The organism is Streptomyces sp. NPDC001617, assembly GCF_053596855.1.
This window is the reverse complement of sequence record NZ_JBSFHA010000072.1, coordinates 17,014-43,077: the sequence shown is the minus strand read 5'-3', so window position 1 is coordinate 43,077 and position 26,064 is coordinate 17,014. Positions and strand designations below refer to the sequence as shown.

Below are 26,064 nucleotides of genomic sequence, written 5' to 3'. Positions count from 1 at the left end.
CGCGCCGTGCTCTCCGGCCGCCGATAGAGTTTCGATCACCTGTCCTGTGCCAGAGGGCGGACGGGGATCGAGGCCGGTGGCCGGGGAGGACAGGCGTGGCGGAGCAGCCGGAGTACGTCAGGACCGAGCGGCCGCTGATCGAGCAGCTGACGGCGATGGGCTGGACCCATCTCCGGGGCGGTCTGGCCTCCGGGCCCGCCACCGCGCCGGAGGCCTCGGACCGTAGGAGCTTCGGGACCGTCGTGTACGCGGACCGGTTCAAGGCCGCCGTGGCCAGGATCAACCCGAGGCCGTCGGACGGGGAACCCTGGCTGAGCGACGCGCAGCTCGACCACCTCCTCGCCCTGGTCCAGGGCACCGCTCCGGGGCAGGGCCCGAGGGAACGCGGCGTCGCCGGGAACCTGGAGGTGACCGACCTCCTGCGCAAGGGCCGCAACGCCCGCACCCTGCCGGGCTGGACGAAGGGCGACCCCGAACACGTACGACTCGTCGACTGGGACGGCGAGTTCGGGGCGCGGCCCGACACGCCCGGCGGTGGCAATGACCTGCTCGTCGTCTCCCAGTTCCGGGTCGAGCGCAAGGACGCCACTCCCGTCACGCCCGACCTTGTGCTGTTCGTGAACGGGCTGCCCTGGGTGGTGATCGAGTGCAAGGCGCCGGTCGTGTCCGGGCCTCAGGGAGACGTACGGGCCGCCCTGGACGACGCCGTCGACCAGGTTCTCCGGTGCGCGGGCGTCAACTCCCCGGTCGCCGTACCGGAGTTTGTCCGCTTCGCGCAGGTGCTGGTCGGCACCGACCGCGACCACGCCGAGACCGGCACGGTCACCGCCGAACCCCGGCACTTCGCCCCCTGGCGCACGGTCGCGCCCGTGAGCGAGGACCGCGTACGCGAGGAGGTGCGGAAGCCCGCGTCGGCGGCCCTCACCGACCAGGAGATCCTCGTCGCCGGGATGCTGCGCCCGGCCCATCTCCTCGACCTCGTACGGGACTTCACCACCCGGCTCGGCAGCGGTCACCGTACGGTCAAACTGGTCGGCCGTCACCAGCAGTTCAAGGCGGTGAAGGCGCTCACGCGGAAGCTGGAGGAGCGGGACCGGAAGGCGGCGACCGGCGTGGCCGTCAGCCACCGGGGCGGTGTTGTCTGGCACACCCAGGGCTCCGGCAAGAGCCTGACCATGGCGTTCCTGGTCCGGCACCTGCGCAGCCGGCCCGCGCTGAAGTCGCACAAGGTGGTCGTCGTCACCGACCGCATCGACCTGGAGAAGCAGATCCGGACGAGCCTCGCCGCCACCGAGGAGAAGGTGCACCGCGCGCCGAGCGTCAAGCGGGCCAGGAAGTACCTGGAGGTGGACGTCGGGGACGTCGTCCTCGTCACCCTGCAGAAGGCACAGCGCGACGACACCGCGTACGACGGCCGCGAGGAGTCCCTGCCCGACGCCGCCCCCGCCGACGACGACGAGGAGGGCGGCGAGGGCGCCGGGGGCGAGGGATACGTACAGAACCGGGTGGCCAACCCCCACCACCACGTCGTCGTCCTCGTCGACGAGGCCCACCGGGGCCAGGACAAGTGGCAGGCCGCCCGCTGGCGGGCCATGCTTCCGCGCGCCGCGTTCGTCGGCTTCACCGGCACCCCGGTGATCAGCGACAACCGTAAGCGCAGCGAGGCGATCTTCGGCCCGTACGCCGACACGTACACCCTGCGCGACGCCGAACTCGACGGGTCGGTCAAGCCCGTCCGCTACGAGGCGTACGCCGTACCGCTCGAAGTCGTCGAACAGGCCGCCCTCGACGCCCGGTTCGACGAGAAGGTGCCGTCCGATCCGGAGCTGCGGGCCAAGGTGCTGCGCAAGTTCGGCCGCCGCAAGGAGATCCTGGAAGCCCAGTCGGTGATCGAGGTCAAGGCGGAGCACATGCTCGGCCACTGGGCCAGTACCGCGCTGCCCGACCGCTTCGGGGCGCAGATCGCCACCGTCTCCCGGCTCGCCGCCGTCCGCTACCGCACCGCGCTGCTCGCCGCCCGCGACCGGCTCGTCGCCCGCCTGGACGCGCTCGACCCCGCCCTGATCGACGACCCCATGGCCGCGCACGAGGCCGACGAGGAGGAGCGGGCGCTCCTCATGCTCCTGCCGGACCGCGAGGTGCTGCGCACGCTCGACGCGGCCGTCGTCATCTCCCCGGCCAGGCAGGGCAGCAGGGACCCGGAGTCGTGGCGGCCGTGGATCACCAAGAGCCACCAGGACGCGCACATCGAACGCTTCAAGAAGGGGCTGCCGCCGCGCGACATCACGGCCGACCCGGCATGGAACGTCAGGACACACGGGCTGCAGCCGTCCGGCGCCGGCACCCCGGCGAGCGGCGGCCAGGTGTGGAACGTCGACCTCGACCTGCCCGCGGACGGCGGACCGCCCGCGCCGCCGGACACGGAGGGCGGCGAGCCGCCGGAGACCATGGCCTTCCTGGTGGTCCAGTCGATGCTGCTCACCGGCTTCGACGCACCCGTCGAACAGGTCCTCTACCTGGACTGCAAGCTGTCCGGCGCGGGACTGCTGCAGGCCGTGGCCCGCACCAACCGGCCCTACCCGGCGAAGAAGTGGGGCCAGGTCGTCGACTACGTCGGTATCGGCCGCGCACTGGCCGACTCGCTCGCCGCCTACGACCAGGAGCACCTGCGGCACGTCCTCGGCTACCGGAACGTGTCCGTGGACCACCTCCAGCCGGACTACCAGGGGCCGCAGCCCGACGGCAGCAGCCCGGACCGGGACGGACTGCTGCTGCGGTCCGACGCCGCCGCCAAGGCCCTCCTGGAGGACCTCGCGGCGAAGGTCACCGGTTTCCTGGCCGCACAGAACGTCACCGACTCCGGCGACGAGTCGCAGTGGGAGGACTTCCTCGGCCAGCGCCTCGAAGACCCGCTGCTGCGCGGCGAGTTCGACGAACGCGTCCGCGACTTCCTGACCGCGCTCAACGCGGTCCTGCCGGACCCGATAGCACTGAAATACCGTGCTCTGGCAGGTCAGTTGGGCGTGCTGCAGTACATGGCCAGACGCCGCTACCTCGACGGCCGCGACCAGTTCAGCCCGCGCCGCTACGGGGCCAAGGTCCGCCGGCTCATCTCGCAACACATCCAGACCACCGGGATCCGGCAGCGGATCCCACCCGTCGAACTCACCGACCCGGAGTTCATGGAACGGGTCGACGCGAACGCCGATGCCCGGACCCGCTGTTCGTACATGACCGGCTCGCTGAAGCTGCGCATCAGCGCGAAGATCGGCGGCGACCGGGCGGGCTACCAGCGGTTCAGCGTCCGGCTCGAAGAGATCGTCGCGCGGATGCGGGAGGACTTCGAGCAGGCCGCCGCCGACCTGGCGCGTCTGGTCGGGGACGTGGCCGCGGCGGAGCAGGAGCCGGAGGACGGCGACGGCCTCGACTCCCGGACCGAACGGCTGGTCCTCGCACTGCTCCAGCAGCACGCCGAGGAAGCCGAGCGGGAACCCTGGCCGCCAGACACCGACCTGATCCGGGCGGCCCGCGGCCTCACCGGGGAGATGTCGCTGCTCGTCCGGCGCCCGCAGATACGCACACAGTCCGCTGCCCTTGTCCGGATGCGCAGCGAACTCCGCCAGCGGCTGGAGATCTGGCTCGCCATGGACTGGGACGACATCGGCGATCTCGCAAGCCATCTGACGGAGCTGGCCGTGGAGAGGTACGAGTACTTCCTCGGATACCGGCCGCGCGACGAGGCGGACGACGGGGACGCCTGACTTGGTGACCGCTGACCGCTGCTGACGGCTGCCAAGCAGGAGATGTCGTTGCCGGATGGTAGGAAGTGCGGGTGAGTACCGTCGTCGAACAGGCCATCGCCGATCTCCCCGTGCCCAGCGGGTGGCGGTGGGATGTCGTCGTGCGGCCACGGCGCCGCACCCTCGGCATCGAGATCGCCGAGGACGGCCGGGTGCTCTTCGCGGTTCCCGAGGGCGCGGACCCGAAGGAGGTCGCCGACGCGGTGCGCGGCCGCATGCCGCGTCTCGCCGCCGAGGTCCGCCGCCGCCAGGACCTGCGGGCGGCCGAACCGGTCAAGGACCTGATCGGCGGCGAGGGCTTCGCCTACCTGGGCCGCCGCTACCGGCTCAGGCTCACTCCCGACGACGACGGCGGCCACGTACGACTGCGCCAGGGATGGCTGGAGCTGCCCCGGTCGCTGTCGGCCGCCGCGGACGCGGGGCCCCTGGTGGAGTGGTACAGCAGCCGCGGGGAGCGCTGGCTCGCCGCCCGGCTGCAGCCGCTGGCGGCACTGGCCGGAGTGCGTGATCCGGCGGGAATCGAGGTGCGGGACCTCGGCCGCCGCTGGGGTGCCTGTTCTCCGGAGGGCGCGATCACCGTGCACTGGGCGGTGATACAGCTGCCGGTCGCCCTGGTGGACCTCGTCCTGATCCATGAGCTCTGCCACCTCAGGCACCCCGGCCACGGAGCGGCTTTCCGACGGGCGGTCCGGCTCGCGCTACCCGACGCAGACGTGCGCGAACGGCAGTTCGCGCAGGAGGAGCCGCGACTGTGGCGCGGAGCTGTCTCCTCGACAAGGCCCTAGGACGGCGCCCACAGCTCGAACCGGCTGCTGCCCCACGCCGTGGCGTACGGCACCGTCCCGATGAGGCGGTAGCCGGTCGAGTGCACCAGGGCGTCACGGACCGTCGTGCTCTCGCCGGTCGGGTTGCCCCGGTCCAGCACGATCAGCGTGAAGTGCCGGTCGGACACGGCCGCCCTGAAGCCTGCCGCCCCGGTGAGATGGCGTCCGGAACGGCTCGTGTAGTCGATCGTGTAGGTCGAGTTCCACCGGCGGTACGAGGTGTCCCGGCCCAGCGCGTAGACGGGCACCTCGTAGGTGTCGGCGAGGTAGCTGCCGTGCGCGTTCATGTACGGCCGCAGATCCGCCACCAGACTCCTGGAGTCGGGCCACGCGTGGAAGTTGTCGTACGCCTGCGACATCCCGCTGGAGAGCAGGACCACGCCCAGGAAGATCGCCCACTGCGGGTACTTGAAGTGCGCGCCCATGAGGCGGGTGACGCCGACCCCGGCGAGCGGCGCGGCGAAGAACAGGCCGTAGCCGATGTGCTTGTGGAGCGAGACCTCGGTGTGCAGGTGCAGCTGGTAGGCGGGCGCGAGCAGGGCCGTGCCGACCAGGAGCAGCCCGAGCGTGGCCCGCCAGCGGGCGCCCGGGAGCGCCCCGCGCCAGCCCGGCATCTCGCTCATGCGGCCGCTGCGGACGTACGAGAAGGCCCCCAGGAGGGCCACGGCGACCGCCAGGCCGCCCCAGTGGGCCGAGTCCCGCACGATGGTCCACGAGGGCGTCGTACCCGCCGCACGGGCCGTCGTGGTGGACTGGATCGCCGCCAGGTACCCGGAGGCGTACAGCCCCGCGCCCAGCAGCGCGACGGTGGCCGCCGTGAGCAGCACACCGCGGCCCAACGCCCGCGGCAGACCGCGCCGTTGATAGGCGGTCAGCACCCCGAGCAGCACGACCGTCGGCAGATACAGGGCCGAGGCGTACTTGACCGCCACGGCCAGCGCGGCGACCGGCGCGGCGAGCAGGACGAGCAGCGGGTGCGAGTCCGCGGTGCGTACGACGATCCACGCGGCCAGCGCCAGCAGGAACAGGGCGAGGGCGTCGTAGGTCGCGAAGTTGCCCATGAAGGCGGTGGACTGGGCCACGGCGAAGACGCCGGCCGCGCACAGCCCGGCCCGCTCGTTGAAGAGGCGGCGCGTCATCGCGTACAGCAGCGAGGTGCAGCCCAGCATGCAGGCCAGGCTCAGCGCGCGGGCGCCGGCCAGCCCGAACACCGAGTCGACGGCGGCCGCGAGGACCGGGTAGAGGACGGGCGCGCCGGAGAAGTAGCTGTCGAAGGCGCCGTAGAGCGGGGTGCCGTGCAGCAGATGGGCGATCTCCGCGTGGCCGGCGAAGAGGTAGAGGGCCTCGTCCTCGAAGGCGGTGTTCTGCAGCCGCAGCGACAGGCCCGCCTGCATCACCAGCAGGGCGAGCAGGACGAGTCGGCTGACCCAGATCCGGCGTGAGCTCGGGGCGGCCGACCAGCCGGAGTCGGGGACGGGGCTGAGCGTGTAGCCGGACGGGCGCTGCTTGAGCACGCGCAGCTGCATCGTTTCGGCAACCCGGGACCGCATCTTGGGGCGGGCCACGGGAAGTTGCATGGTGGAGTCGTTGCGCTCCATCTACGGGCCCCCTACGGTTTCCGGACGTCGAAGCCGAAGGAGTCGTCCGCCGCCGCCTTCTTGAACGCGGCGAGCGACAACGGGCCGCTGTCGATGCGCCAGTCGGCCTCCTTCTTGAGGTTGAACCAGACCAGGCCCAGCGCGTCGGCACGCGCGTGTACGCCCGCGAACAGGCCGGCGATCTGGGCGGGTTTGCGCTCCCCGGCCTGGACGCCGGTCTCGGCGATCAGGAACGGCTTGCGGCTGAAGCGGCGGATCTCCGTCAGGGTCGGCCCGAAGAGGGTCCGGAAGGTCGTGGGGCCGCTGAGCGCGTAGTAGCCGACGACACCGATCCAGTCGACGTACGCGTCACCGGGGTAGTACGGCTTGAGCCGCACGTTCGGGACCGGGTTGATCACGTTCGGGCTCCACACCCAGATGACGTCCGCCGCGCCCTCGTCGGTGAACAGGTCGTGGATGTGCCGCCACGCGCGCGCGAAGTCGGCGGCGCCGGTCTTCTTGCTGCCCCAGGGGTACCAGCCGCCGTTCATCTCGTGCCCGAAGCTCAGCGCCAGCGGCCGGTTGTAGTCGCGCACGGCATCGGCGAACTCCCGGATGTACGCGTCGTCCTCGCCGTCGGCGATCTGCGCGGCCGTACGGGAGAAGGGCTCCCAGACCAGGAAGGGCAGCTGGCCGTCGTCCCAGACGGCACGGTTGACGTCCGCCTGGAACGGGTCGCCCCACTTCGCGTAGTACTCGCGCAGGTTGGGCTGCTTGCCCGCCTTCTTGGTGAAGGCCGTCATGGGGGAGGTCGCGCGGGGCGAGCCGTTGAAGGCGACCCCGAGGTACCTGTGGTCGGGCTTGAGCAACGGGCGTATGTCGTAGGGCGGCTCGGCGCTCGGCGACGCCACTTTCGCGTCCGCGGCCGCCGAGGAGACCTGCGGGGCGGGCGGGGCGCAGGCGCTGACGGTCGCCAGCAGACAGCCGACGAGGGCGAGCAGCAGAAGGCGGGGCCCGGTCATACCGCGACCTCCTCGGCGAGCGGCGGCACGGGGGCGGCTTCCTCGGCGTGCGGCTGGATGAGGGCACGGGCGACCGCGACGCCGTAGAAGAGGCCCGAGGCGAGCATCAGGGCGTAGTCGGACGGGCTGAGGGAGGTGCTCATCCGCCAGACCGCGACCGCGATCCAGGCCACCGCCGTCGTCCCGCTCCAGGCCCACATGCCGATCCACAGGCGGCGTGTCTTGCTGCCCTTGGCGCCGCCCGCACCGGTCGGCGTCCAGCCCATCGGGCGGCGGCGCACGGTGTCCCAGATGGCGAAGGCGTGCGCCCAGCCGTACAGGACGCGGGTGGCCCAGGCCTCCAGGCGGTACGGATTGCGGTGCCAGATCGGGTAGATCACCGTCAGGTAGAGCACGCTGGGCAGCACCAGGCCGATGTTCGCGAGCTTCAGCTGCTCGGGGGCCGCCAGCATGATCGTCAGGGCGATCAGCGGGCCGCTGAAGGTCAGCAGCCCGGTCTCGATGTAGTAGACGAAACCGGACAAGTAGCACAGCCGGCTGGCGAACCGCATCTTGGTGCGCCAGAAGTCCTTGCTGCTCAGCATCGCCAGCGAGGCCATGCACCAGCGGTACTGCTGGCTGTAGAAGGCGCCCACGGTGTCCGGGCACACGCCGGTGGACAGCGCGATCGGCACGTACGTCAGGTCCCAGCCCAGGGCCCGCAGCTCGAACCCGGTGTACATGTCCTCGGAGTGCTCGACCAGGCTGGTGCCGCCGATCTCCGCGAGCGCGCTGCGCCGGTAGACCGCGCAACTGCCCACACAGATCGAGCCGTCGCTCTGCTGCCGGGAGACCTGGACGCTGCGGTAGAACAGCTCCTGCACGGCCGCCGCCCCGCGCTCGATCCAGTTCTGCTGATCCAGGACACGGAAGAACTGCGGGGACTGGACGATTCCGGTGCGCGGATCGCGGTCCATGTAGGGCAGCAGCTCGTGCAGCAGATCCGCGCGCGGGGCGAAGTCGGCGTCCAGGATGAGGATGAAGTCACCCGAGGACCGCTCGAAGCCGTGGCGCAGATTGCCGGCCTTCTTCATCCAGCCGCGGTTGGGCCGCACCAGGTACCGGAAGCCGAAGTCGGCGGCCATCGCGCCGATCTCCGGGTCGTCGGAGTCGTCCAGCACGATCGGCGTGACCCGCCCCGGATAGTGCTCGCCCAGGGTGCGCACGTGCAGCCAGGTGTTGTGCAGCACCTCGATGGGCTCGCCGCACACCGGCAGGAAGACGTCCACGTCCGGGTACCGCTCCGGCCGCCACCCCTTGACCAGCCGGCGGTGCCCGCGCAGGTCGAAGCTCGGGGCGAAGGCGTCCAGCCGGAACGAGATCAGATAGCTGACCACGGACAGCACCAGAAGCGGGATGTACGCCCAGATCCAGACACTCGTCGTCGCCGCCCGCACCTGACTGATCACCAGGCAGACGAACCCGACGAGGGACGAGTACGTCAGCACCCAGGTGTGCCGTCGGACGTACGCCACCTTCTCCCGGTCGTCGGGAGGGGAGGGCAGCAGCCCGGGGTGGGTGTGGCCGGAAACGGCCTTGCGGGGTTCGGCCCGGCGGCGGCGCTGCGACGGCACCGTGGATCTGCCGCCGTCGGGCAGGGCGTGCGGGGTGTTCATGGGTCTTGCTCCACAAGCGAGCCGGAATGCCGGGGGACAAGGAGGCTCGCCGCGAAAGCGCGAGTTGATGGTGAATCTTATGTGACTACCGAGCGCGGATCGGTCTCGGGTTGCTCAAGGTTTGCCCTCAAGTCGCTGTGAAGAACTCCGCCAGTGCCGGTGCGAGCACGTTCGGATCCACCATGTGGGTCTGACCCTCCAGGACGCGATACGTCCCCCGGGGCGCGGTTTCGGCCACCGCCCGCGCGGCCTCACGCATCCAGGCGGGGCTCGCGCTGCCCGCGACGGACAGCACGGGCACGTCGATGGCGGCCAGCCTCGCCCGCGGTACCAGCCCGTCGCCCATCACGGCGTTGTCGTACGCGAGACTCGGCGCGATCGACTCCATGCCGGGCCACATGGGGGAGTTGCGGGCGCCCTGGATCATGTCCTCGGCCAGCCCGGTCAGCCTGAGGAACAGTTCGACGGCATCCCCGCGGCGGCCCTGTGCGAGCGCCTCGGTGAGGCTCTCGGTGTACGCGGCGCGCTCCTTGGCGCCGCCCTCGTATACGGCGTACGGCACCTCGTACACGGCGACACCGCGCAGCGGCAGCCCGCTCGCCGCCGCCTCCAGGACCAGGGCGCCGCCGGAGGAGATGCCGTAGAGCGACGCCTCGCCGCCCACGGCGTCGATCAGGGCGGCGAGGTCCTCGACCTCGCGGGCGACGTCGTAGGGCTCGGTGTCGCCGCTCCTGCCGCGCCCCCGGCGGTCGTAGGAGACGACGGTGAAGCCGCCCGACAGCGGTACGGCGAGGGGCGCCACGGTGGCGCCCGTCGACATGGCACCGCTCACCAGGACGACCGCGGGGCCCTCACCGGTGCTCTGGTACGCGATGGCGGTGCCGTCGCGCGAAATGGTGGTGTTGTCCATGCCTGTGCAGACTGCCCCACGGCACGGAAATCATCCGTCACGACACCTCGACTTCGTAGAAGCAGAGATGATCCTTGATCTGCGCGACCTCGGGCTTGGGCTCGGGATACGACCACACCAGGTCCGGTGCGTCGGGCAGCGACCAGTAGGAGGCCGTGCCCTTGAAGGGGCAGTAGGTGTGGGTGTCGGACGGGGTGAGCAGCTCGAGTCGTACGTCCTCCGCCGGGAGGTAGTACCGCACCGGAGACCCCGTCTCCCGCAGCACCAGGGGCCGTTCGCTCTCCGCCAGGACCTGGTCGCCGTGCACCACGCGCACGTGTCGGTCGCCTTGCTCGATGGTGATCTCGTGTCCTTGGGCCATACCGGAAAAGCACTCGCGGGCCCCCGGTTCTTCCCGCGTACGGTGACCTCATGCGAATCTGCGTGTTCCTCTCCGCCGCCGACCTCGACGACCGCTACACGCGGCCCGCGCGCGAGTTCGCGAGACTGCTGGGCAAGGGCGGGCACACGCTCGTGTGGGGCGGCTCCGACGTCGGTCTGATGAAGGTGGTCGCCGACGGCGTGCAGGAGGCGGGAGGCCGGCTGTGCGGGGTCTCGGTCGACTTCCTGGCCGCGAAGGCGCGGGCGGGTGCCGACGAGATGGTGATCGCGAAGGATCTCGCCGAGCGGAAGCGGCTGCTGCTGGAGAAGGCGGATGCCGTGGTCGTCATGGTGGGCGGCACCGGCACCCTTGACGAGGCGACCGAGATCCTGGAGCTCAAGAAGCACGGCCACACCGAGAAGCCGGTGGTGCTCCTGAACACGGCGGGCTTCTACGACGGCCTCAAGGAGCAGTTCCGGCGCATGGAGGAGGAGGGGTTCCTGCCGCGTCCGCTGACCGACCTGGTGTTCTTCGCGGAGGAGCCGGTGGGGGCGTTGGCCTATCTGGAGGAGAACCAGGGCGTGGAGTAGTCCGTCGCCGGTGGGTGCGAGCATGGCGGCATGGCTACACATGTGATCACCGGAGCGGGCTCCGGCATCGGCGCGGCCGTCGCGCGGCGCCTTCACGCGCGCGGGGACGAACTCGTGCTGCACGCGCGTGACGCGGGGCGCGCGAAGGAGCTGGTGGCGGAGTTCCCGGGGGCGAGGACGCTGGTGGGCGACCTGGCCGACCCCGACAAGCTGTCCTGGGCCTTCTCGCACCAGTCGCTCCCCGACCGTGTGGACTCCTTGCTGCACTGCGCGGGCGTGGTCGACCTGGGCCCGGTGGGGGAGCTGACCCCGAAGTCCTGGCGCCACCAGCTGAACGTCAACCTGATCTCGCCCGCGGAACTGACCCGCCACTTCCTGCCCCAGCTCCGGGCCACGCGTGGGCATGTGGTGTTCGTCAACTCCGGCGCGGGGCTGCGGGCGAGCGCGGACTGGTCGGCGTACGCCGCCTCCAAGCACGGCCTGAAGGCGCTGGCGGACGCGCTGCGGAACGAGGAGCACGAGAACGGGGTCCGGGTCACGTCGGTGTATCCCGGGCGTACGGCGAGCCCGATGCAGGCCAAGGTGCATCAGCAGGAGGGCACGGAGTACGACGCCTCGAAGTGGATCGACGCGGAGTCGGTGGCGACGACGATCGTGATGGCCATCGACCTGCCGAGGGACGCCGAGGTGAACGACCTGACGGTGCGACCGGGCCGCTGACGGGTAGGGGCGGCGGGGCCGGGAAACATAGGCTGCTCGTGTGAACGCAGATCTTCCCTTCGGTCCCGCCACCGGCATCGGCTCCATGCCCGGCGGCGACGCCCGCGAGACCGCCAAGACGGTCACCGGCACCTTCGAGGACTTCCCCTTCCTCCCCGAGCTCCCCGCCCGTGGCCCCGGCGCGGACATGATCGGACGGACCGCCGGAATGCTCGTCGAGCTGTACGCGCGCGTGGAGCCCAGCGGCTGGCGGATCGGGGACCGACCGGGGCGGGACACCAAGCGGGCGCGGTCGTGGCTGGGGGAGGACCTCGACGCCCTGGAGGAGTTCACGCAGGAGTACGAGGGGCCGCTGAAGGTGCAGGTCGTCGGGCCCTGGAGCCTCGCCGCCAACCTGGAGTTGAGGAACGGGGAGTCGGCGCTCTCCGACGCCGGTGCGTGTCGCGACCTCGCCGCATCGCTCGCCGAGGGTCTGCGTCTCCACCTCGCCGAGGTCGCCCGCCGCATCCCCGGTGCCCGCCTCGTCCTGCAACTCGACGAGCCCTCCCTCACCGCCGTACTGCGTGGCCAGGTCAAGACCGCCAGCGGGTACCGGACGCACCGCGCCGTGGACCGGCAGATCGCCGAGGCCACCCTCCGCGAGGTCATGGGGGTTCACGGCGACGGCCCCGTCGTGGTCCACTCCTGCGCACCGGACGTCCCCTTCGCCCTCCTCCGCCGTGCCGGCGCCACCGCGATCTCCTTCGACTTCTCGCTCCTCACCGAACGTGACGACGACACGATCGGCGAGGCGGTGGAAGGCGGCACCCGGCTCTTCGCAGGTGTCGTGCCGGGCACGGACGGCCGATTGTCAGACCCTGCCGGTAGCGTCATGGGTGTCAGGACGTTGTGGCGCAGGCTGGGGCTGCAACCGGGGCTTCTCGCGAAGGCGGTCACGATCACGCCGTCGTGCGGACTCGCGGGGGCCTCCCCGGATTACGCGCGCAGGGCGCTCGCCCACTGCGTCCGGGCGGCGAGATCCCTCGCGGACAACCCAGAGTAACGGGAGGACAACACGGTGGCCGGCGACAAGCAAGCGGAGACGACGGTGCCCGCCGAGGCACGGGAGAAGCACGCGAAGCTCGCTGAGCAGATCGAGGAGCACCGCTTCCGGTACTACGTGAACGACGCCCCGGTCGTCAGCGACGCGGAGTTCGACAAGCTGCTGCGGACGTTGGAGGGGCTGGAGGAGGAGTACCCCGAGCTGCGGACCCCCGACTCGCCGACCCAGAAGGTCGCCGGGGCGTACGAGACCGAGTTCACCGCGGTCCAGCACCGCTCGCGCATGCTCTCCCTCGACAACGCCTTCAGCGACGAGGAGCTGGCCGCCTGGGCCGAACGCGTCGCCAAGGACGTCGGCGGGCCCGACTACCACCTGCTGTGCGAGCTGAAGGTCGACGGCCTCGCCGTCAACCTCACCTACGAACACGGCCGCCTCACGCGCGCGGCGACCCGCGGTGATGGGCGGACCGGGGAGGACATCACCCCCAATGTCCGTACGATCGGGGAGATTCCGGACCGGCTGAAGGGTGACAAGGTCCCCGACCTCGTGGAGATCCGCGGCGAGGTCTTCTTTCCCATGGAGAAGTTCGAGGAGCTCAACGCCCGCCTGGTCGAGGCCGGCGACAAGCCCTTCGCCAACCCGCGCAACGCGGCGGCCGGTTCGCTCCGTCAGAAGGACCCGCGCGTCACCGCCACCCGCCCCCTCCACATGGTCGTCCACGGCATCGGCGCCCTGGAGGGCTTCGAGGGACTCACCCGTCTCTCCCAGGCGTACGACCTGCTGAAGACCTGGGGTCTGCCCACCGCCAAGCACAACAGGGTGGTCGACGACCTCGACGGCGTCCGGGAGTTCATCGCGTACTTCGGCGAGAACCGCCACTCCGTGGAGCACGAGATCGACGGCGCCGTCGTCAAGCTCGACGAGATCCCGCTCCAGGGGCGGCTCGGCTCCACCTCGCGCGCACCACGCTGGGCGATCGCGTACAAGTACGCGCCCGAAGAGGTCAACACCAAGCTCATCAACATCCGTGTCGGCGTGGGCCGTACGGGTCGGGTCACGCCGTACGCCCAGGTCGAGCCGGTGACGGTGGCCGGCTCCGAGGTCGAGTTCGCGACCCTGCACAACCAGGACGTCGTCAAGGCGAAGGGCGTCCTCATCGGCGACACCGTGGTGCTGCGCAAGGCCGGTGACGTCATCCCGGAGATCCTCGGTCCGGTCGTCGACCTGCGGGACGGCAGCGAGCGGGAGTTCGTGATGCCGGCCGAGTGCCCCGAGTGCCGTACGGCCCTGCGGCCCATGAAGGAGGCCGACGTCGACCTGCGCTGCCCGAACGCCCGCAGCTGCCCGGCCCAGTTGCGCGAGCGCCTCTTCTACCTCGCGGGCCGCAAGTCGCTGGACATCGAGCACTTCGGTTACGTCGCCGCCGCGGCCCTCACCAAGCCGCTGGAGCCGTCCGACCCGCCGCTGGTCGACGAGGGCGACCTCTTCGACCTCACCATCGAGCAGCTGCTGCCCATCAAGGCGTACGTCCTCGACCAGGACAGCGGCCTGCCCAAGCTCGACCCGAAGACCGGCGAGGAGAAGATCGCCACCGTCTTCGCCAACCAGCAGGGCGAGCCCAAGAAGAACGCGGTCGCCATGCTGGAGAACATCGCGGCGGCCAAGGAGCGTCCGCTGGCCCGGGTCCTGACCGGTCTGTCGATCCGTCACGTCGGGCCGGTCGCGGCCGAGGCGCTGGCCCGCGAGTTCCGCTCGATCGAGCGGATCGAGCAGGCCACCGAGGAGGAGCTGGCGAACACCGACGGCGTCGGCGGGATCATCGCCGCCTCCCTCAAGGAGTGGTTCGCCGAGGAGTGGCACCAGGAGATCCTGCGCAAGTGGCGGGCCGCCGGGGTCCGCATGGAGGAGGAGAGCACCGGCGAGGACGAGGGCCCGCGCCCGCTGGAGGGGATGACCGTCGTGGTCACCGGCACCCTCGAGCACTTCACCCGCGACGGCGCCAAGGAGGCGTTGCAGACCCGGGGAGCGAAAGTGACCGGTTCTGTTTCGAAGAAGACTTCCTTTGTTGTCGTAGGCGACAATCCTGGTTCGAAGTACGACAAGGCGATGCAGCTCAAGGTGCCTGTTCTGAACGAAGAGGGCTTCGACGTCCTGCTGGAACAGGGACCCGAAGCGGCGGCCGAAGTTGCGCTTCCCACAGAGGAGTAGCGGTTGAAGGCCATCTGTTCGGCGCATACCAGATGCATACGGGTGGCCGGAGCCATTCGGGCAACCGGCTACGACCGCTGCCCGTGGAAGCCTTCTGCGGCCTACTGTTGAGATGTGCGCCTGCCGTGCCCAGCTGCGGTTGGGGCATCCCCGTGCTCCTGGTGAGCAAGGGGAAGGGTTTTCCAACGCGGCGCCGTTGATGGATGTCGGGCATCGGGCCGCGTGGCGTGGGCACCGCCGGCTGTGAGAGGGACGGGAATGGAACCGACCGAGAGCGCCCCCCCGGACTCACGGCTGCGCCGGCGCCGGGTCACCGGCGCCTGGCGGACGAGCCGGTGGGCCGGACGGCCCCCGCAGCGTCCGGGCGGGGAGGGGCGCGGCACCGGACAGTACACCGTGACGGACGTACGCGGTGCCCCCCACCTCAACACCGACCACACGTCCCCCCTGCCGGGCACGGACCACGAACGGCACCTGTCCTGGCCCGCCCTGCCCTCGGGTGTCGTCGGCGCGGCCGCCTTCGTCCTCGGCGCCGGGTTCTACCAGGCGTTCACCGGCACCCACGCGCTCTTCCCGTCCGGCACCGTCGGCTGGTCGCTCGCCGTGCTGACCGGCATCATCGTCGGCCACCTGGTGATGCTCGGCCGCTCCCGCTGGTGGGGCGGCACGGGCTCCGGCGCCGCCCTCACCCTCGCCGTCCTGATGCTCTACGGCTGGGTGGCGGCCGGCATGGTCAGCCTCACCGTCGTCGTGCTGGTCGGCATAGCCCGGCGCAACCGCTGGCGGGCCGGCGTGCTGCACGGCTCGGTGGACATCCTCGGCATCGGCGCCGGCGCCCTCGTGCTCGGCGCCTTCGGCCGGGTGCCGTCCGTCGAGAACCCCTGGAACCCCGACAGCTGGACGATCTACACCGCCCCCGAGGTGGTCCTGGTCGCCATCGCCTATCTGCTGGTCACCCGCGCGCTGCTCTGGTATCTGCACGCCCCGCGCGGCGGACTGCCCACCGTCGCCCGTACCGCCCTGGTCAGACAGGGCCTGGTCGCGGTCGCGCTGCTCGGTATCGCCCCGCTGGTGTGCGTGGTCGCCGTCGCCCAGCCGGTGCTGCTGCCGCTGTTCGCCATCCCGCTGATCGCCCTCGACTCCACCCTGTGGATCGCCCGCGCGCGGGCCGAGGAACAGCTGCGCGACCCGCTGACCGGACTGCCCAACCGGCAGTGGCTGCTGGAACGCATCTGGACGGCCCTCGACGACGCCGAGCGCATCGGCGCCCGCTCCGCCCTGATGCTCATAGACCTCGACCGCTTCCGGTCCGTCAACGACACCCTCGGCCATCTCGCCGGCGACCGGCTGCTCCTCCAGATAGCCGACCGGCTGCGCGTCGCACTGCCGCGCGGAGCGGAGGCCGCGCGGCTCGGCGGCGACGAGTTCGCCGTTTTACTACCGGTCGCCGACTCCACGACATCCGCGACCCGCATCGCCCGCGGCCTGGTCACCGCGCTCAGCTCCCCGCTCGACCTCGACGGACTCACCCTCGTCCTGGAGGCCAGTGCGGGCGTCGCCGTTTTCCCGGACCACGCGCTGGACGCGGAGGGGCTGCTGCGGCGGGCGGACGTGGCGATGTACCAGGCGAAGCGGGACCGCACGGGCGTGGAGGTGTACGAGTCCAAGCGGGACTCCAACACACCGGACCGGCTCGGTCTGCTGGGCGATCTGCGGCGCGCGCTGGACGCGCATGAGGTGCAGCTGCACTACCAGCCGAAGGTGCGGTTCGACGGGCAGGTGGCCGGGCTCGAGGCCCTGGTCCGCTGGGTGCATCCCGAGCGGGGGAAGGTGCCGCCGGACGAGTTCATAGCGATCGCCGAGTCCTCGGGGCTGATGCCCCATCTGACGGAGTACGTGCTGGAGACGGCGCTCGGGCAGGTGGCCCGGTGGCGGGCGCAGGGGCTGTATGTGCCGGTCGCGGTGAACGTGTCGCCGCGGGATGTGCACACACCGGGGTTCGCGGGTTCCGTGGCGGCGCGGCTGGCTCGGCACGGCGTGCCGGCGGGGTCGCTTCAGCTGGAGATAACGGAACATGTGCTGCTGGAGGATCCGCAGCGGGCCGCGGACACCTTGGCGGGGCTGACCGGGCACGGCGTGAAGATGTCGCTCGACGACTTCGGTACGGGGTACTCGTCACTGGTGCATCTGCGGCGGCTGCCGGTGAGCGAGCTGAAGATCGACCGGTCGTTCGTGGCTCGGCTGGCGGTCGACACGGAGGACGCGGAGATCGTGCGGTGCACGGTGGATCTCGCGCACTCCCTGGGCCTGCTCGTCGTCGCCGAGGGTGTGGAGGACGACGAGACCTGGGAGCGGTTGCGGGACCTGGGGTGTGACGCCGTGCAGGGGTGGTTGGTGGCGGCCGCGATGCCTCCGGAGGAGGCCACGGCTTGGTTGCTGGCTCGGGGGAGTCGGGGGTGGCAGCGGCCTCGCGCCGCGCTGCCGGCTGCGGAGTAGCTGTTCCGCCTGTTCCTCGGGTATCGGTTCCTGTTCCAGCCGGGTCCCTCCGCCGCGGGATACGGCGTCCCCGCCCGGCCGGAGGGCGACGCCGGGGCCTATCTCTCGATCAAGGGGCTCAGGGACGGCACCCTCGGTGTCATCGGCCTTGTCCTGCTGGTCGCCGCCGGGGCGCACACAGAGGCCTGGCTCATGCTGTGCGTGGCACTCATTCCGCTCGGCGACACGCTGATAGTCCTGCGCAACGGCGGTACGAAGGCCGTGGCCTTCGGGATCCACTTCGCCACCGCGATCGTTGTACTGATCAGTGCCGGGCTGCTCTTCGCGGTCTGACGACGTTTCACAGGGGGAGTCGCATCATGTCGCTGTTCGTACCGAAGTTCGACGAGACCGTCCTGGTCCGTGACGCGGAGGCCGAGGTGGTCGGGGGTGGCCCCGTCGCCGTACGGCTGCTGGCCGACAGCAGCGCCAGCGGCGGTGCCCTGTCCACCGTGCGCGTGACCCTCGCGGAGGGCGCCGACGGCGCCCGGCCGCATCTGCACCGCAACTCCGCCGAGATGTTCTACCTCCTCGACGGCGCCGCCGAGGTCCTCTCCGGCGACGACGTCGTCACCGCCGAGCGTGGCGATCTGATCATCGTCCCGCCGGATCGCCCGCACGCCTTCGCCGCCGCCCCCGGTGCCACGGCGGATCTGCTCATCGTCATCACGCCGGGCGTCGAACGCTTCGAGTACTTCCGCCACCTGCAGCGCATCCGCCTGGGCGAGGTCGCTCCGGAGAGCCTGCTGGAGGTGCAGGAGCTGTACGACAACCACTTCCTGCGCAGCCCCACCTGGGACGCTCGCCGGTGACGGACGAAACCGTTTAACGGCCGGAGGCCGCTGCCCCCTAGGATTGGGCCCAAACCACACACACTCACCCCAGAGGAACGCTGCATGCCTGGCATCACGCGCGAGGAGGTCGCCCACCTCGCCCGGCTGGCGCGTCTGGAGCTGAAGCCCGAAGAGCTCGAACACTTCGCGGGACAGCTGGACGACATCATCGGCGCGGTCGCCCGCGTCAGCGAGGTCGCCGACCAAGACGTACCGCCGACCTCGCACCCGCTCCCGCTGACGAACGTCATGCGGGCGGACGAGGTCCGTCCCTCGCTCACCCCCGAGCAGGCGCTCTCCGGCGCCCCGGCCCAGGAGCAGCAGCGTTTCAAGGTGCCGCAGATCCTGGGGGAGGACTAATCGCATGACGGACCACGTCACCATCATCAAGCTCACGGCCGCCGAGACCGCCGCGAAGATCGCCTCCGGCGAGCTCACGGCCGTCCAGGTCGCCGAGGCCCACCTGGCCCGTATCGAGGCCGTCGACGAGAAGGTGCACGCCTTCCTGTACGTCGACCGCGAGGGTGCTCTGGCGCAGGCGCGCGCCGTAGACGAGAAGCGCGAGCGGGGCGAGAAGCTCGGTCCTCTCGCCGGCGTTCCCCTCGCGCTCAAGGACATCTTCACCACCCAGGGCATCCCGACGACCGTCGGTTCCAAGATCCTGGAAGGGTGGATTCCGCCGTACGACGCCACCCTCACCAAGAAGCTCAAGGCCGCTGACGTCGTCATCCTCGGCAAGACCAACATGGACGAGTTCGCCATGGGGTCCAGCACCGAGAACAGCGCGTACGGCCCGACCGGCAACCCGTGGGACCTGACCCGTATCCCCGGCGGCTCCGGTGGTGGGTCGAGTGCCGCGCTCGCCTCCTTCCAGGCGCCCCTCGCCATCGGCACCGACACCGGCGGTTCCATCCGCCAGCCGGCCGCCGTCACCGGCACGGTGGGCGTGAAGCCGACGTACGGGGCGGTCTCCCGCTACGGCATGGTGGCGTTCTCGTCCTCCCTCGACCAGGGCGGCCCCTGCGCCCGTACGGTCCTGGACGCGGCGCTCCTGCACGAGGTCATCGCCGGGCACGACCCGCTGGACTCCACGTCCATCGACGCGCCGGTCCCGCCGGTCGTCGAGGCCGCCCGCAACGGCAGTGTCGAGGGCATGCGCGTCGGTGTGGTGAAGCAGTTCCGCGGTGAGGGCTACCAGGCCGGTGTCATCCAGCGCTTCGACGAGTCCGTCGCCCTCCTCAAGGAGCTGGGCGCCGAGATCGTCGAGCTGGACTGTCCGTCCTTCGACCTCGCGCTCTCCGCGTACTACCTGATCGCGCCCTCCGAGTGCTCCTCCAACCTCGCCCGCTTCGACGGCCTGCGCTACGGCCTCCGGAGCGGCGACGACGGCACCCACTCGGCCGAGGAGGTCACCTCCCTCACCCGCGCCGAGGGCTTCGGCCCCGAGGTGAAGCGCCGCATCATGCTGGGCACGTACGCGCTGAGCTCCGGCTACTACGACGCCTACTACGGCTCCGCCCAGAAGGTCCGCACGCTCATCACCCGCGACTTCGAGAAGGCCTTCGAGCAGGTCGACGTCATCGTGTCGCCGACCACGCCCACCACCGCCTTCCCGATCGGCGAGCGCGCCGACGACCCGATGGCGATGTACCTGGCCGACCTCTGCACCATCCCGACGAACCTCGCGGGCAACTCGGCCATGTCGCTGCCCTGCGGTCTCGCGCCGGAGGACAACCTCCCGGTCGGTCTGCAGATCATCGCCCCGGCGCTGAAGGACGACCGGCTTTACAAGGTCGGCGCAGCCGTCGAGGCCGCCTTCGTGGAAAAGTGGGGGCACCCGCTCCTCGAGGAGGCTCCGTCGCTGTGACCAAGGCACTCACCAAGGCTCAGGACTTCAAGAAGTCCAAGTCCGGTACGTATGTGTCCATCGCCACCACCGCCTTCGGCGCGCTCGGTGTCGCCAAGCGGATCAAGAAGGCCCGCGCGGAGCAGGACACGCTGCGACTGATCGACGCGACGGTCGCCGCCGTCGGCATCGTCACCGGCCTGGCCATCCTTTACCGCGAGCTGAAGCGGCTGGGCGACGACGACGTCCTGCTGGGCTGAGAGGGAAGTTTCACCGTGACCACCACGACCGACCTGGTGTCGTACGAGGACGCGCTGGCGTCGTACGACCCCGTCATGGGCCTTGAGGTCCATGTCGAACTCGGCACCAAGACCAAGATGTTCTGCGGCTGTTCGACCGAGCTCGGTCAGGACGCCAACACGCAGACCTGCCCCACCTGCCTCGGCCTGCCCGGCGCGCTCCCGGTCGTCAACGCGATCGGCATCGAGTCGGCGATCAAGATCGGTCTCGCGCTGAACTGCGAGATCGCCGAGTGGTGCCGTTTCGCCCGGAAGAACTACTTCTATCCGGACATGCCGAAGAACTTCCAGACCTCCCAGTACGACGAGCCGATCGCCTTCAACGGCTACCTCGACGTACAGCTGGAGGACGGCGAGACCTTCCGGGTGGAGATCGAGCGCGCCCACATGGAGGAGGACACCGGCAAGTCGACCCACGTGGGCGGCGCGACGGGCCGTATCCACGGCGCCTCGCACTCGCTGCTGGACTACAACCGCGCCGGCATCCCGCTCATCGAGATCGTCACCAAGCCGATCGAGGGCGCGGGCGAGCGTGCTCCCGAGGTCGCTCGGGCGTACGTCCGTGAGCTGCGCGAGGTCATCAAGGCGCTCGGTGTGTCGGAAGCCCGGATGGAGATGGGCCAGATGCGCTGCGACGTGAACCTGTCGCTGCGCCCGAACGGCACCGAGAAGTTCGGCACGCGCTCGGAGACGAAGAACGTCAACTCGCTGCGGTCCGTGGAGCGTGCGGCCCGCTTCGAGATCCAGCGGCACGCGGCCGTGCTGAGCAGCGGCGGGACGATCATCCAGGAGACCCGGCACTTCCACGAGGACACGGGGTCGACGACCTCGGGCCGAGTGAAGGAAGAGGCCGAGGACTACCGGTACTTCCCGGAGCCGGACCTGGTGCCGGTCGCCCCGTCCCGTGAGTGGGTCGAGGAGATCCGGGCCGCGCTGCCCGAGCTGCCGCTGGTCCGCCGCAACCGGCTCCTCGCGGAGTGGGGCATCTCGGCCACCGAGATGCAGGCGATCCTCAACGCCGGTGCGCTGGACCCGATCGTCGCCACGATCGACGCCGGTGCCGACGCGGCCTCCGCCCGCAAGTGGTGGATGGGCGAACTGGCGCGCAGCGCCAACGAGTCGGGCACGTCCCTGGACGAGCTGGCGATCACCCCGGCGCAGGTCGCCCGGGTCACCGAGCTGGTCTCGAAGGGCGACCTGAACGACAAGCTGGCCCGCCAGGTCATCGAGGGCGTCCTCGCGGGCGAGGGCACCCCGGACGAGGTCGTCGACAAGCGCGGTCTGAAGGTCGTCTCCGACGAGGGCGCCCTGACCACCGCCGTCGAGGAGGCCATCGCCGGCAACCCGGGCATCGCCGACAAGATCCGCGGCGGCAAGGTGGCCGCGGCCGGCGCCCTGGTCGGTGCGGTCATGAAGGCGACCCGCGGTCAGGCCGACGCGGCCCGCGTCAAGGAGCTGATCCTGGAGAAGCTGGGCGTCGGCGAGGGCTGAGCCCCCGTGCGCGGTGCGGCCCCGGAGGGATGCCCTCCGGGGCCGTACGCATGCTTACTTACGGCGTCCCACGACCCGTACGAATCCCAGTGCGCGGCCTTCGTCGGCCCGTACCATCTCGCCCACCTGGCGGGCCATCGTGCGGTGGAACTCCTCGGGGCTCTCCTCGGCGACCACCTCGCACCACAGCAGCCAGTCCCGCCAGCCGTCCTCCAGCCAGTCGGCGGCCTCGACCTCGACGGCGCCGCTGCGGGTCCAGTGGCGCCGCCACCAGTCGGCGGAGTGGAAGCACCAGTAGCCGGGCTCCCACCAGGCCTTGAGGTGCTCGGGCGGTTCGGCGCCTGCCGGCTCCTCGCGGAGCGCCGGTACGACGACGCCGATCCGTCCGCCGGGCTTCAACAGCCTGGTCAGGGTGGGCAGATAGAGGTCGGCGGTGCCGAAGTACTGGTACGCGTCGATGCTCACGACCGCGTCGAAGGAACCCTCGGCGAAGGGCAGGTCGTGCGCCTCGGTGTGCACGGCCTGGACGCGGTCGGCGAAGCCCGCCTCGGCGATCCGCCGGGCGTTGTCGTCGGGCTTGACCCAGAGGTCGGCCGCGGTGACCTGGGCGTGGAACTCGCGGGCCAGGAAGATCGAGGTCATCGCCCGGCCGCAGCCCAGGTCGAGGACGCGTGCGCAGGGGCGCAGGGTGTCCAGGCCGAGGGCGGGGGCCAGCCATTCCAGCAGCCACAGGGCGTTGGGGCCCATCTGGTTGTCGACGACCCAGCGGGCGTCGTACTGGCTGCTGCGCGGGTAACGAGGGAGGTTCAGACGGTCAGTCAGGTCGTCGTTCGTGGTCCTGATGTCGGGCATCGGTGAACGGGCTCCTTGTGATCTTCGTAGTGGAAGTCGATGCGTAGGAGCTCGGTCGGACCTTCAAACAATGCACCCGCTTCGGTCGTCGGCGAGGGGCCGGTGAGGGCTGACCAGCGGAAGCTAGCAGTTGTGCGGGTCGCCCCGCAGTCGCTTTCTCAGGAGGACGCGCTACGCTCGCCCGCCATGAGCGGACGAGATGATTCCCCGATACGGGACGTCGAGGACGACATGGACACGGCCTACGACGCCCGCCGGGCCCGCTGGACGGCCACCGGGACCGGCACACTGCTGACCCTCGCGGGGCTGGCCGCCTCGCTGCTCCGGCTGACCGGGCCCGCCCCGGCCGTCGTGCCCGGGGCCTACGCCTTCGGCGCCGCCGTCTGTGCGTTCGCGGCGGTGCTGGGCGCCCGTGGGCACACGCGCCGGGCCCTGTGGCTGCTGGTCGTCGGGGCGATGGTGATGGCGCTGGGGGACCAGTTCGACTGAGGTGACAGAGTCATCGTTACTGTCCTGTGATCTGCCTCCCACTCTTGTGAATAAGCCCACGAATGGCGTAAACGATCACTTCTGGCTGTAAACATGGTCCTCGCATTGCTCATGCGTTCTTTGCGGGCTGTTCATGTTGTGAACGACTGTTCCACGAATCTTCCCGGTCAAAGATCCACAAATCGTCCCCCGGGAGCTCGTACGTGGCAGCCCTTGCACGCTGGTGTGTTCGGAACCGTCTCGTCTCGGTACTGCTCTGGCTCCTCGCCTTCGGCGGGGTGACCGCGGCCGCCGCCGTCACCGGCTCGGCGTACTCGAACGACTACGAGGCCCCCGGTACCGAGTCCGGCGCCGCGACCCAGCTGCTGCAGGAGGGCTTCCCGGGGCTGGGCGGGGACAGCGACACCGTCGTCTGGCACACGAGCTCCGGCACGGTCCGCGCCGCCGCCGTCGAGCAGACGATGACCCAGACCCTGGAGAAGATCTCCGACCTGCCCGGGGTCGCCTCCGTGACCGGCCCGTACGGCGACGACGGCTCCGCCCGGATCAGCAAGGACGGGCACACCGCCTACGCCACGGTGACCTTCGACGACCGGGCCGAGGACATCAAGAAGTCCGAGGCCGAGGCCGTCGTCCACGCGGCCAAGGCGGCCGAGGGCGACGGGCTCCAGGTGGAGCTGGGCGGCAGCGCCGTCGCACTCACCGAGTCGAGCGGCGGGCACGTCGCCGAGATCGTCGGTGTGGTCGTCGCGGCGGCCGTCCTGTTCCTGGCCTTCGGGTCGCTCGCCGCCTCCGTGCTGCCCATCGCCACCGCACTGGTGAGCGTGGGCACGGCGTACGCCGCGATCGTGCTGCTCGGGCACGCCATGACCGTCGCCGACTTCGCGCCCATGCTCGGCATGCTGATCGGGCTCGGCGTCGGCATCGACTACGCGCTCTTCATCGTCACCAGACACCGTCGCGGACTGAAACGCGGCCTGTCCGTCACCGAGGCGGTCACCAGTGCCGTGGCCACGACGGGACGCGCCGTCGTGTTCGCGGGTGCCACCGTTTGCATCGCCCTGCTGGGGATGCTCATCCTGCAGCTCAGCTTCCTCAACGGCGTCGCGATCGCCGCCTCGCTGACCGTCGTCCTGACGGTCGCCGCATCCGTCACACTGCTGCCCGCGCTGCTGTCCCTCATCGGCATGCGTGCGCTGAGCCGGCGCGAACGGCGGCGGCTGGACGAGCACGGTCCGCAGCCCGAGCTGCCGACCGGGTTCGCCCACCGCTGGTCGGCGTTCGTGGAGCGCCACCCCAAGGTGCTCGGCGTGGTCGCGCTGGCCGTGATGGCGGTCCTCGCGCTGCCGACGCTCTCCCTCCACCTCGGCACCTCCGACCAGGGCAACGATCCCAGGACGTCGACCACGAGGCAGGCGTACGACCTTCTCGCCGACGGCTTCGGCCCCGGCGTCAACGGCCCGCTCACGCTCGTCACGCACGTCGACGGTGCCGAGGACAAGCTCGCCCTCGACAACCTCGACGCCACCATCCGCACCACCGAGGGCGTCGCCTCGGTGACCCCGGTGACCTACGACACCGGCGGCGACACCGCGTACTTCACGATCGTCCCGACCTCCGAGCCGCAGTCGCAGAAGACCAGCGACCTCGTCGACCGGCTGCGCACCGAGGTGCTGCCGCGCGCCGAGACCGGCACCTCGCTGGACGTCCATGTCGGCGGTGTGACGGCGTCGTACGACGACTTCGCGGACGTGATCGTGGGCAAGCTGCCCCTGTTCGTGGGCGTGGTCATCGGCCTGGGCTGTCTGCTCCTGCTGCTCGCCTTCCGCTCGATCGGCATCCCGCTGAAGGCCGCCGCGATGAACGTCGCCGCCGTCGCCGCCGCCTTCGGCATCGTCGTCGCGATCTTCCAGTGGGGCTGGGGGAGCGAGCTGCTCGGCCTCGGCCGCGCCGGTCCGATCGAGCCCTTCCTCCCCGTGATCATGGTGTCGGTCCTCTTCGGGCTCTCCATGGACTACCAGGTCTTCCTGGTCAGCCGGATGTACGAGGAGTGGCTGGAGACCGGCGACAACCGGCGGGCCGTGCGCGTGGGCCTCGCCGAGACCAGCCGGGTGATCAACTCCGCCGCGGTCATCATGATCTCGGTCTTCCTCGCCTTCGTCCTCAGCGGCGACCGGGTGATCGCCATGTTCGGCATCGCGCTGGCCTCCGCGGTCGCCCTGGACGCCTTCGTCCTGCGGACGCTCCTGGTTCCGGCCCTCATGCACCTGCTCGGCGGCGCCAACTGGTGGCTGCCGGCCTGGCTGGACCGCCGTATGCCCCGCATCAGCATCGAACCGCCCGAGTGCCGTGCCGCCCATGAGAGGCTCACCGATGTCGTGGCGGAACTGGAGAAGGAGCAGCGGGGCGATGTACGCGATATCCCTGGGTGACGACGGGGCCGAACTGCGGCCGCTGGAGCCCTGGCACGCCGAGGAGTTCCTGGCGAACCTGGAGCGCGGGCGGGAGTTCATCGGGCAGTTCATCCCGTTCGGGCAGCAGGCTGTGGACGGGCCCTCCGCGCGCGAGACGCTCCAGCGGTACGCCGACATGCGCGCCGCCGACACCGCCTCCTACCACGGCATCTGGCTGGACGGAAAACTCGTGGGCGGTGTCCTCACGCTGAACTTCGACGCGGCCGAGGGCAACGCCGAGGTCGGCTGCTGGCTGGAGCCCGCCGCGACCGGGCGCGGGCTGATCACGCGGGCGATGCGGGTGCTGATCGACTGGGCGGTGGAGGAGCGCGGCATCCACCGCGTCGAGTGGATCGCCGCCTCGGGGAATCTGCCCAGTCTGAACGTGGCCCGGCGCCTCGGATTCACCCGCGATGGCGTGCTCCGCGAGAGGTACCCCTATGGTGGGGTGCGGCACGACGCCGAGGTGTGGTCGATTCTTGCCCCCGAGTGGCGTGAAGCACGCGAGCGTGCCGCACACAACCAATAAGCAGAGGGCTCTGCGGATCGCCCCGGCG

The 26,064-nt window shown here is 70.6% G+C and carries 22 protein-coding genes; 16 read left to right on the top strand and 6 right to left on the bottom strand.

The features are described 5' to 3' along the window. Positions 1–95: 95 nt before the first annotated feature. Positions 96–3,761 carry a type I restriction endonuclease subunit R gene (locus ACWC09_RS38705; protein WP_450855730.1) on the top strand — a complete coding sequence of 1,222 codons (3,666 nt, stop codon included), beginning with the start codon at positions 96–98 and terminating at the stop codon, positions 3,759–3,761. 71 nt (positions 3,762–3,832) lie between these two features. Then, positions 3,833–4,585, top strand: a complete 753-nt coding sequence (locus ACWC09_RS38700; RefSeq protein WP_450855729.1) for a M48 family metallopeptidase — start codon at positions 3,833–3,835, stop codon at positions 4,583–4,585. Here the strand turns inward: ACWC09_RS38700 and ACWC09_RS38695 are convergent. The 5 genes from ACWC09_RS38695 to ACWC09_RS38675 form a co-directional block, all read right to left on the bottom strand. Continuing rightward, positions 4,582–6,222, bottom strand: coding sequence for a glycosyltransferase family 39 protein (locus tag ACWC09_RS38695; protein WP_450855728.1), 1,641 nt, complete (start codon positions 6,220–6,222; stop codon positions 4,582–4,584). The two genes, ACWC09_RS38700 and ACWC09_RS38695, sit on opposite strands and share 4 nt — an antisense overlap. An 11-nt stretch (positions 6,223–6,233) precedes the next feature. Further along, positions 6,234–7,223, bottom strand: a complete 990-nt coding sequence (locus tag ACWC09_RS38690; protein WP_450855727.1) for a glycoside hydrolase family 26 protein — start codon at positions 7,221–7,223, stop codon at positions 6,234–6,236. Next, positions 7,220–8,878, bottom strand: coding sequence for a glycosyltransferase family 2 protein (locus tag ACWC09_RS38685; protein ID WP_450855726.1), 1,659 nt, complete (start codon positions 8,876–8,878; stop codon positions 7,220–7,222). The genes ACWC09_RS38690 and ACWC09_RS38685 overlap by 4 nt, the downstream gene beginning before the upstream one ends. 127 nt (positions 8,879–9,005) lie before the next feature. Continuing rightward, positions 9,006–9,788, bottom strand: a complete 783-nt coding sequence (locus ACWC09_RS38680; protein WP_450855725.1) for an alpha/beta fold hydrolase — start codon at positions 9,786–9,788, stop codon at positions 9,006–9,008. 37 nt (positions 9,789–9,825) lie between these two features. Next, positions 9,826–10,149, bottom strand: a complete 324-nt coding sequence (locus ACWC09_RS38675; protein WP_450855724.1) for a DUF427 domain-containing protein — start codon at positions 10,147–10,149, stop codon at positions 9,826–9,828. A gap of 50 nt (positions 10,150–10,199) precedes the next feature. Between ACWC09_RS38675 and ACWC09_RS38670 the strand changes: the two genes are divergently transcribed. The 11 genes from ACWC09_RS38670 to gatB all read left to right on the top strand — a co-directional run bounded on the left by ACWC09_RS38670 (position 10,200) and on the right by gatB (position 21,713). Next, a complete protein-coding gene (locus tag ACWC09_RS38670; protein ID WP_450855723.1) occupies positions 10,200–10,739 on the top strand; it encodes an LOG family protein in 540 nt (179 codons plus the stop codon). Between the two features lie 30 nt (positions 10,740–10,769). Next, positions 10,770–11,459 carry an SDR family oxidoreductase gene (locus tag ACWC09_RS38665; RefSeq protein ID WP_450855722.1) on the top strand — a complete coding sequence of 230 codons (690 nt, stop codon included), beginning with the start codon at positions 10,770–10,772 and terminating at the stop codon, positions 11,457–11,459. Positions 11,460–11,499: 40 nt separating this feature from the next. Beyond that, positions 11,500–12,501, top strand: a complete 1,002-nt coding sequence (locus ACWC09_RS38660) for a methionine synthase (RefSeq protein ID WP_450855721.1) — start codon at positions 11,500–11,502, stop codon at positions 12,499–12,501. 15 nt (positions 12,502–12,516) lie between these two features. Then, positions 12,517–14,709 carry an NAD-dependent DNA ligase LigA gene (gene ligA / locus ACWC09_RS38655; RefSeq protein ID WP_450855720.1) on the top strand — a complete coding sequence of 731 codons (2,193 nt, stop codon included), beginning with the start codon at positions 12,517–12,519 and terminating at the stop codon, positions 14,707–14,709. Positions 14,710–14,967: 258 nt separating this feature from the next. Then, a complete protein-coding gene (locus ACWC09_RS38650) occupies positions 14,968–17,205 on the top strand; it encodes a putative bifunctional diguanylate cyclase/phosphodiesterase (RefSeq protein ID WP_450855719.1) in 2,238 nt (745 codons plus the stop codon). Beyond that, positions 17,206–17,538 carry a DUF4267 domain-containing protein gene (locus tag ACWC09_RS38645; protein ID WP_450855743.1) on the top strand — a complete coding sequence of 111 codons (333 nt, stop codon included), beginning with the start codon at positions 17,206–17,208 and terminating at the stop codon, positions 17,536–17,538. A gap of 26 nt (positions 17,539–17,564) precedes the next feature. Continuing rightward, positions 17,565–18,056 (top strand): cupin domain-containing protein, encoded by a 492-nt coding sequence (locus tag ACWC09_RS38640; RefSeq protein WP_450855718.1) that lies wholly within the window; start codon positions 17,565–17,567, stop codon positions 18,054–18,056. 84 nt (positions 18,057–18,140) lie between these two features. Next, complete coding sequence (gene gatC / locus ACWC09_RS38635; protein WP_007384860.1) at positions 18,141–18,437, top strand: Asp-tRNA(Asn)/Glu-tRNA(Gln) amidotransferase subunit GatC; 297 nt, start codon at positions 18,141–18,143, stop codon at positions 18,435–18,437. Between the two features lie 4 nt (positions 18,438–18,441). Then, complete coding sequence (gatA, locus tag ACWC09_RS38630) at positions 18,442–19,944, top strand: Asp-tRNA(Asn)/Glu-tRNA(Gln) amidotransferase subunit GatA (protein WP_450855717.1); 1,503 nt, start codon at positions 18,442–18,444, stop codon at positions 19,942–19,944. Beyond that, the gene (locus ACWC09_RS38625) at positions 19,941–20,183 is read left to right on the top strand and encodes a hypothetical protein (RefSeq protein WP_356356448.1); all 243 of its coding nucleotides are present in this window, start codon (positions 19,941–19,943) and stop codon (positions 20,181–20,183) included. Before gatA ends, ACWC09_RS38625 begins: the two co-directional genes overlap by 4 nt. A 15-nt stretch (positions 20,184–20,198) precedes the next feature. Then, positions 20,199–21,713, top strand: coding sequence for an Asp-tRNA(Asn)/Glu-tRNA(Gln) amidotransferase subunit GatB (gene gatB / locus ACWC09_RS38620; protein ID WP_450855716.1), 1,515 nt, complete (start codon positions 20,199–20,201; stop codon positions 21,711–21,713). 54 nt (positions 21,714–21,767) lie between these two features. On the opposite strand, the gene ACWC09_RS38615 is transcribed toward gatB, so the two are convergent. Next, on the bottom strand, positions 21,768–22,565 hold the full coding sequence (locus ACWC09_RS38615) for a methyltransferase domain-containing protein (protein ID WP_450855715.1): 798 nt from the start codon (positions 22,563–22,565) through the stop codon (positions 21,768–21,770). 186 nt (positions 22,566–22,751) lie between these two features. Here ACWC09_RS38615 and ACWC09_RS38610 point away from each other — a divergent pair, with 186 nt between their 5' ends. From ACWC09_RS38610 to ACWC09_RS38600, 3 genes are all read left to right on the top strand, one after another. Further along, positions 22,752–23,054: a hypothetical protein gene (locus ACWC09_RS38610; protein ID WP_450855714.1), complete on the top strand. Its 303-nt coding sequence runs from the start codon at positions 22,752–22,754 to the stop codon at positions 23,052–23,054. 203 nt (positions 23,055–23,257) lie between these two features. Then, the gene (locus ACWC09_RS38605) at positions 23,258–25,486 is read left to right on the top strand and encodes an MMPL family transporter (protein ID WP_450855713.1); all 2,229 of its coding nucleotides are present in this window, start codon (positions 23,258–23,260) and stop codon (positions 25,484–25,486) included. After that, positions 25,464–26,036 (top strand): GNAT family N-acetyltransferase, encoded by a 573-nt coding sequence (locus ACWC09_RS38600; protein WP_450855712.1) that lies wholly within the window; start codon positions 25,464–25,466, stop codon positions 26,034–26,036. The genes ACWC09_RS38605 and ACWC09_RS38600 overlap by 23 nt, the downstream gene beginning before the upstream one ends. Positions 26,037–26,064: the final 28 nt, after the last annotated feature.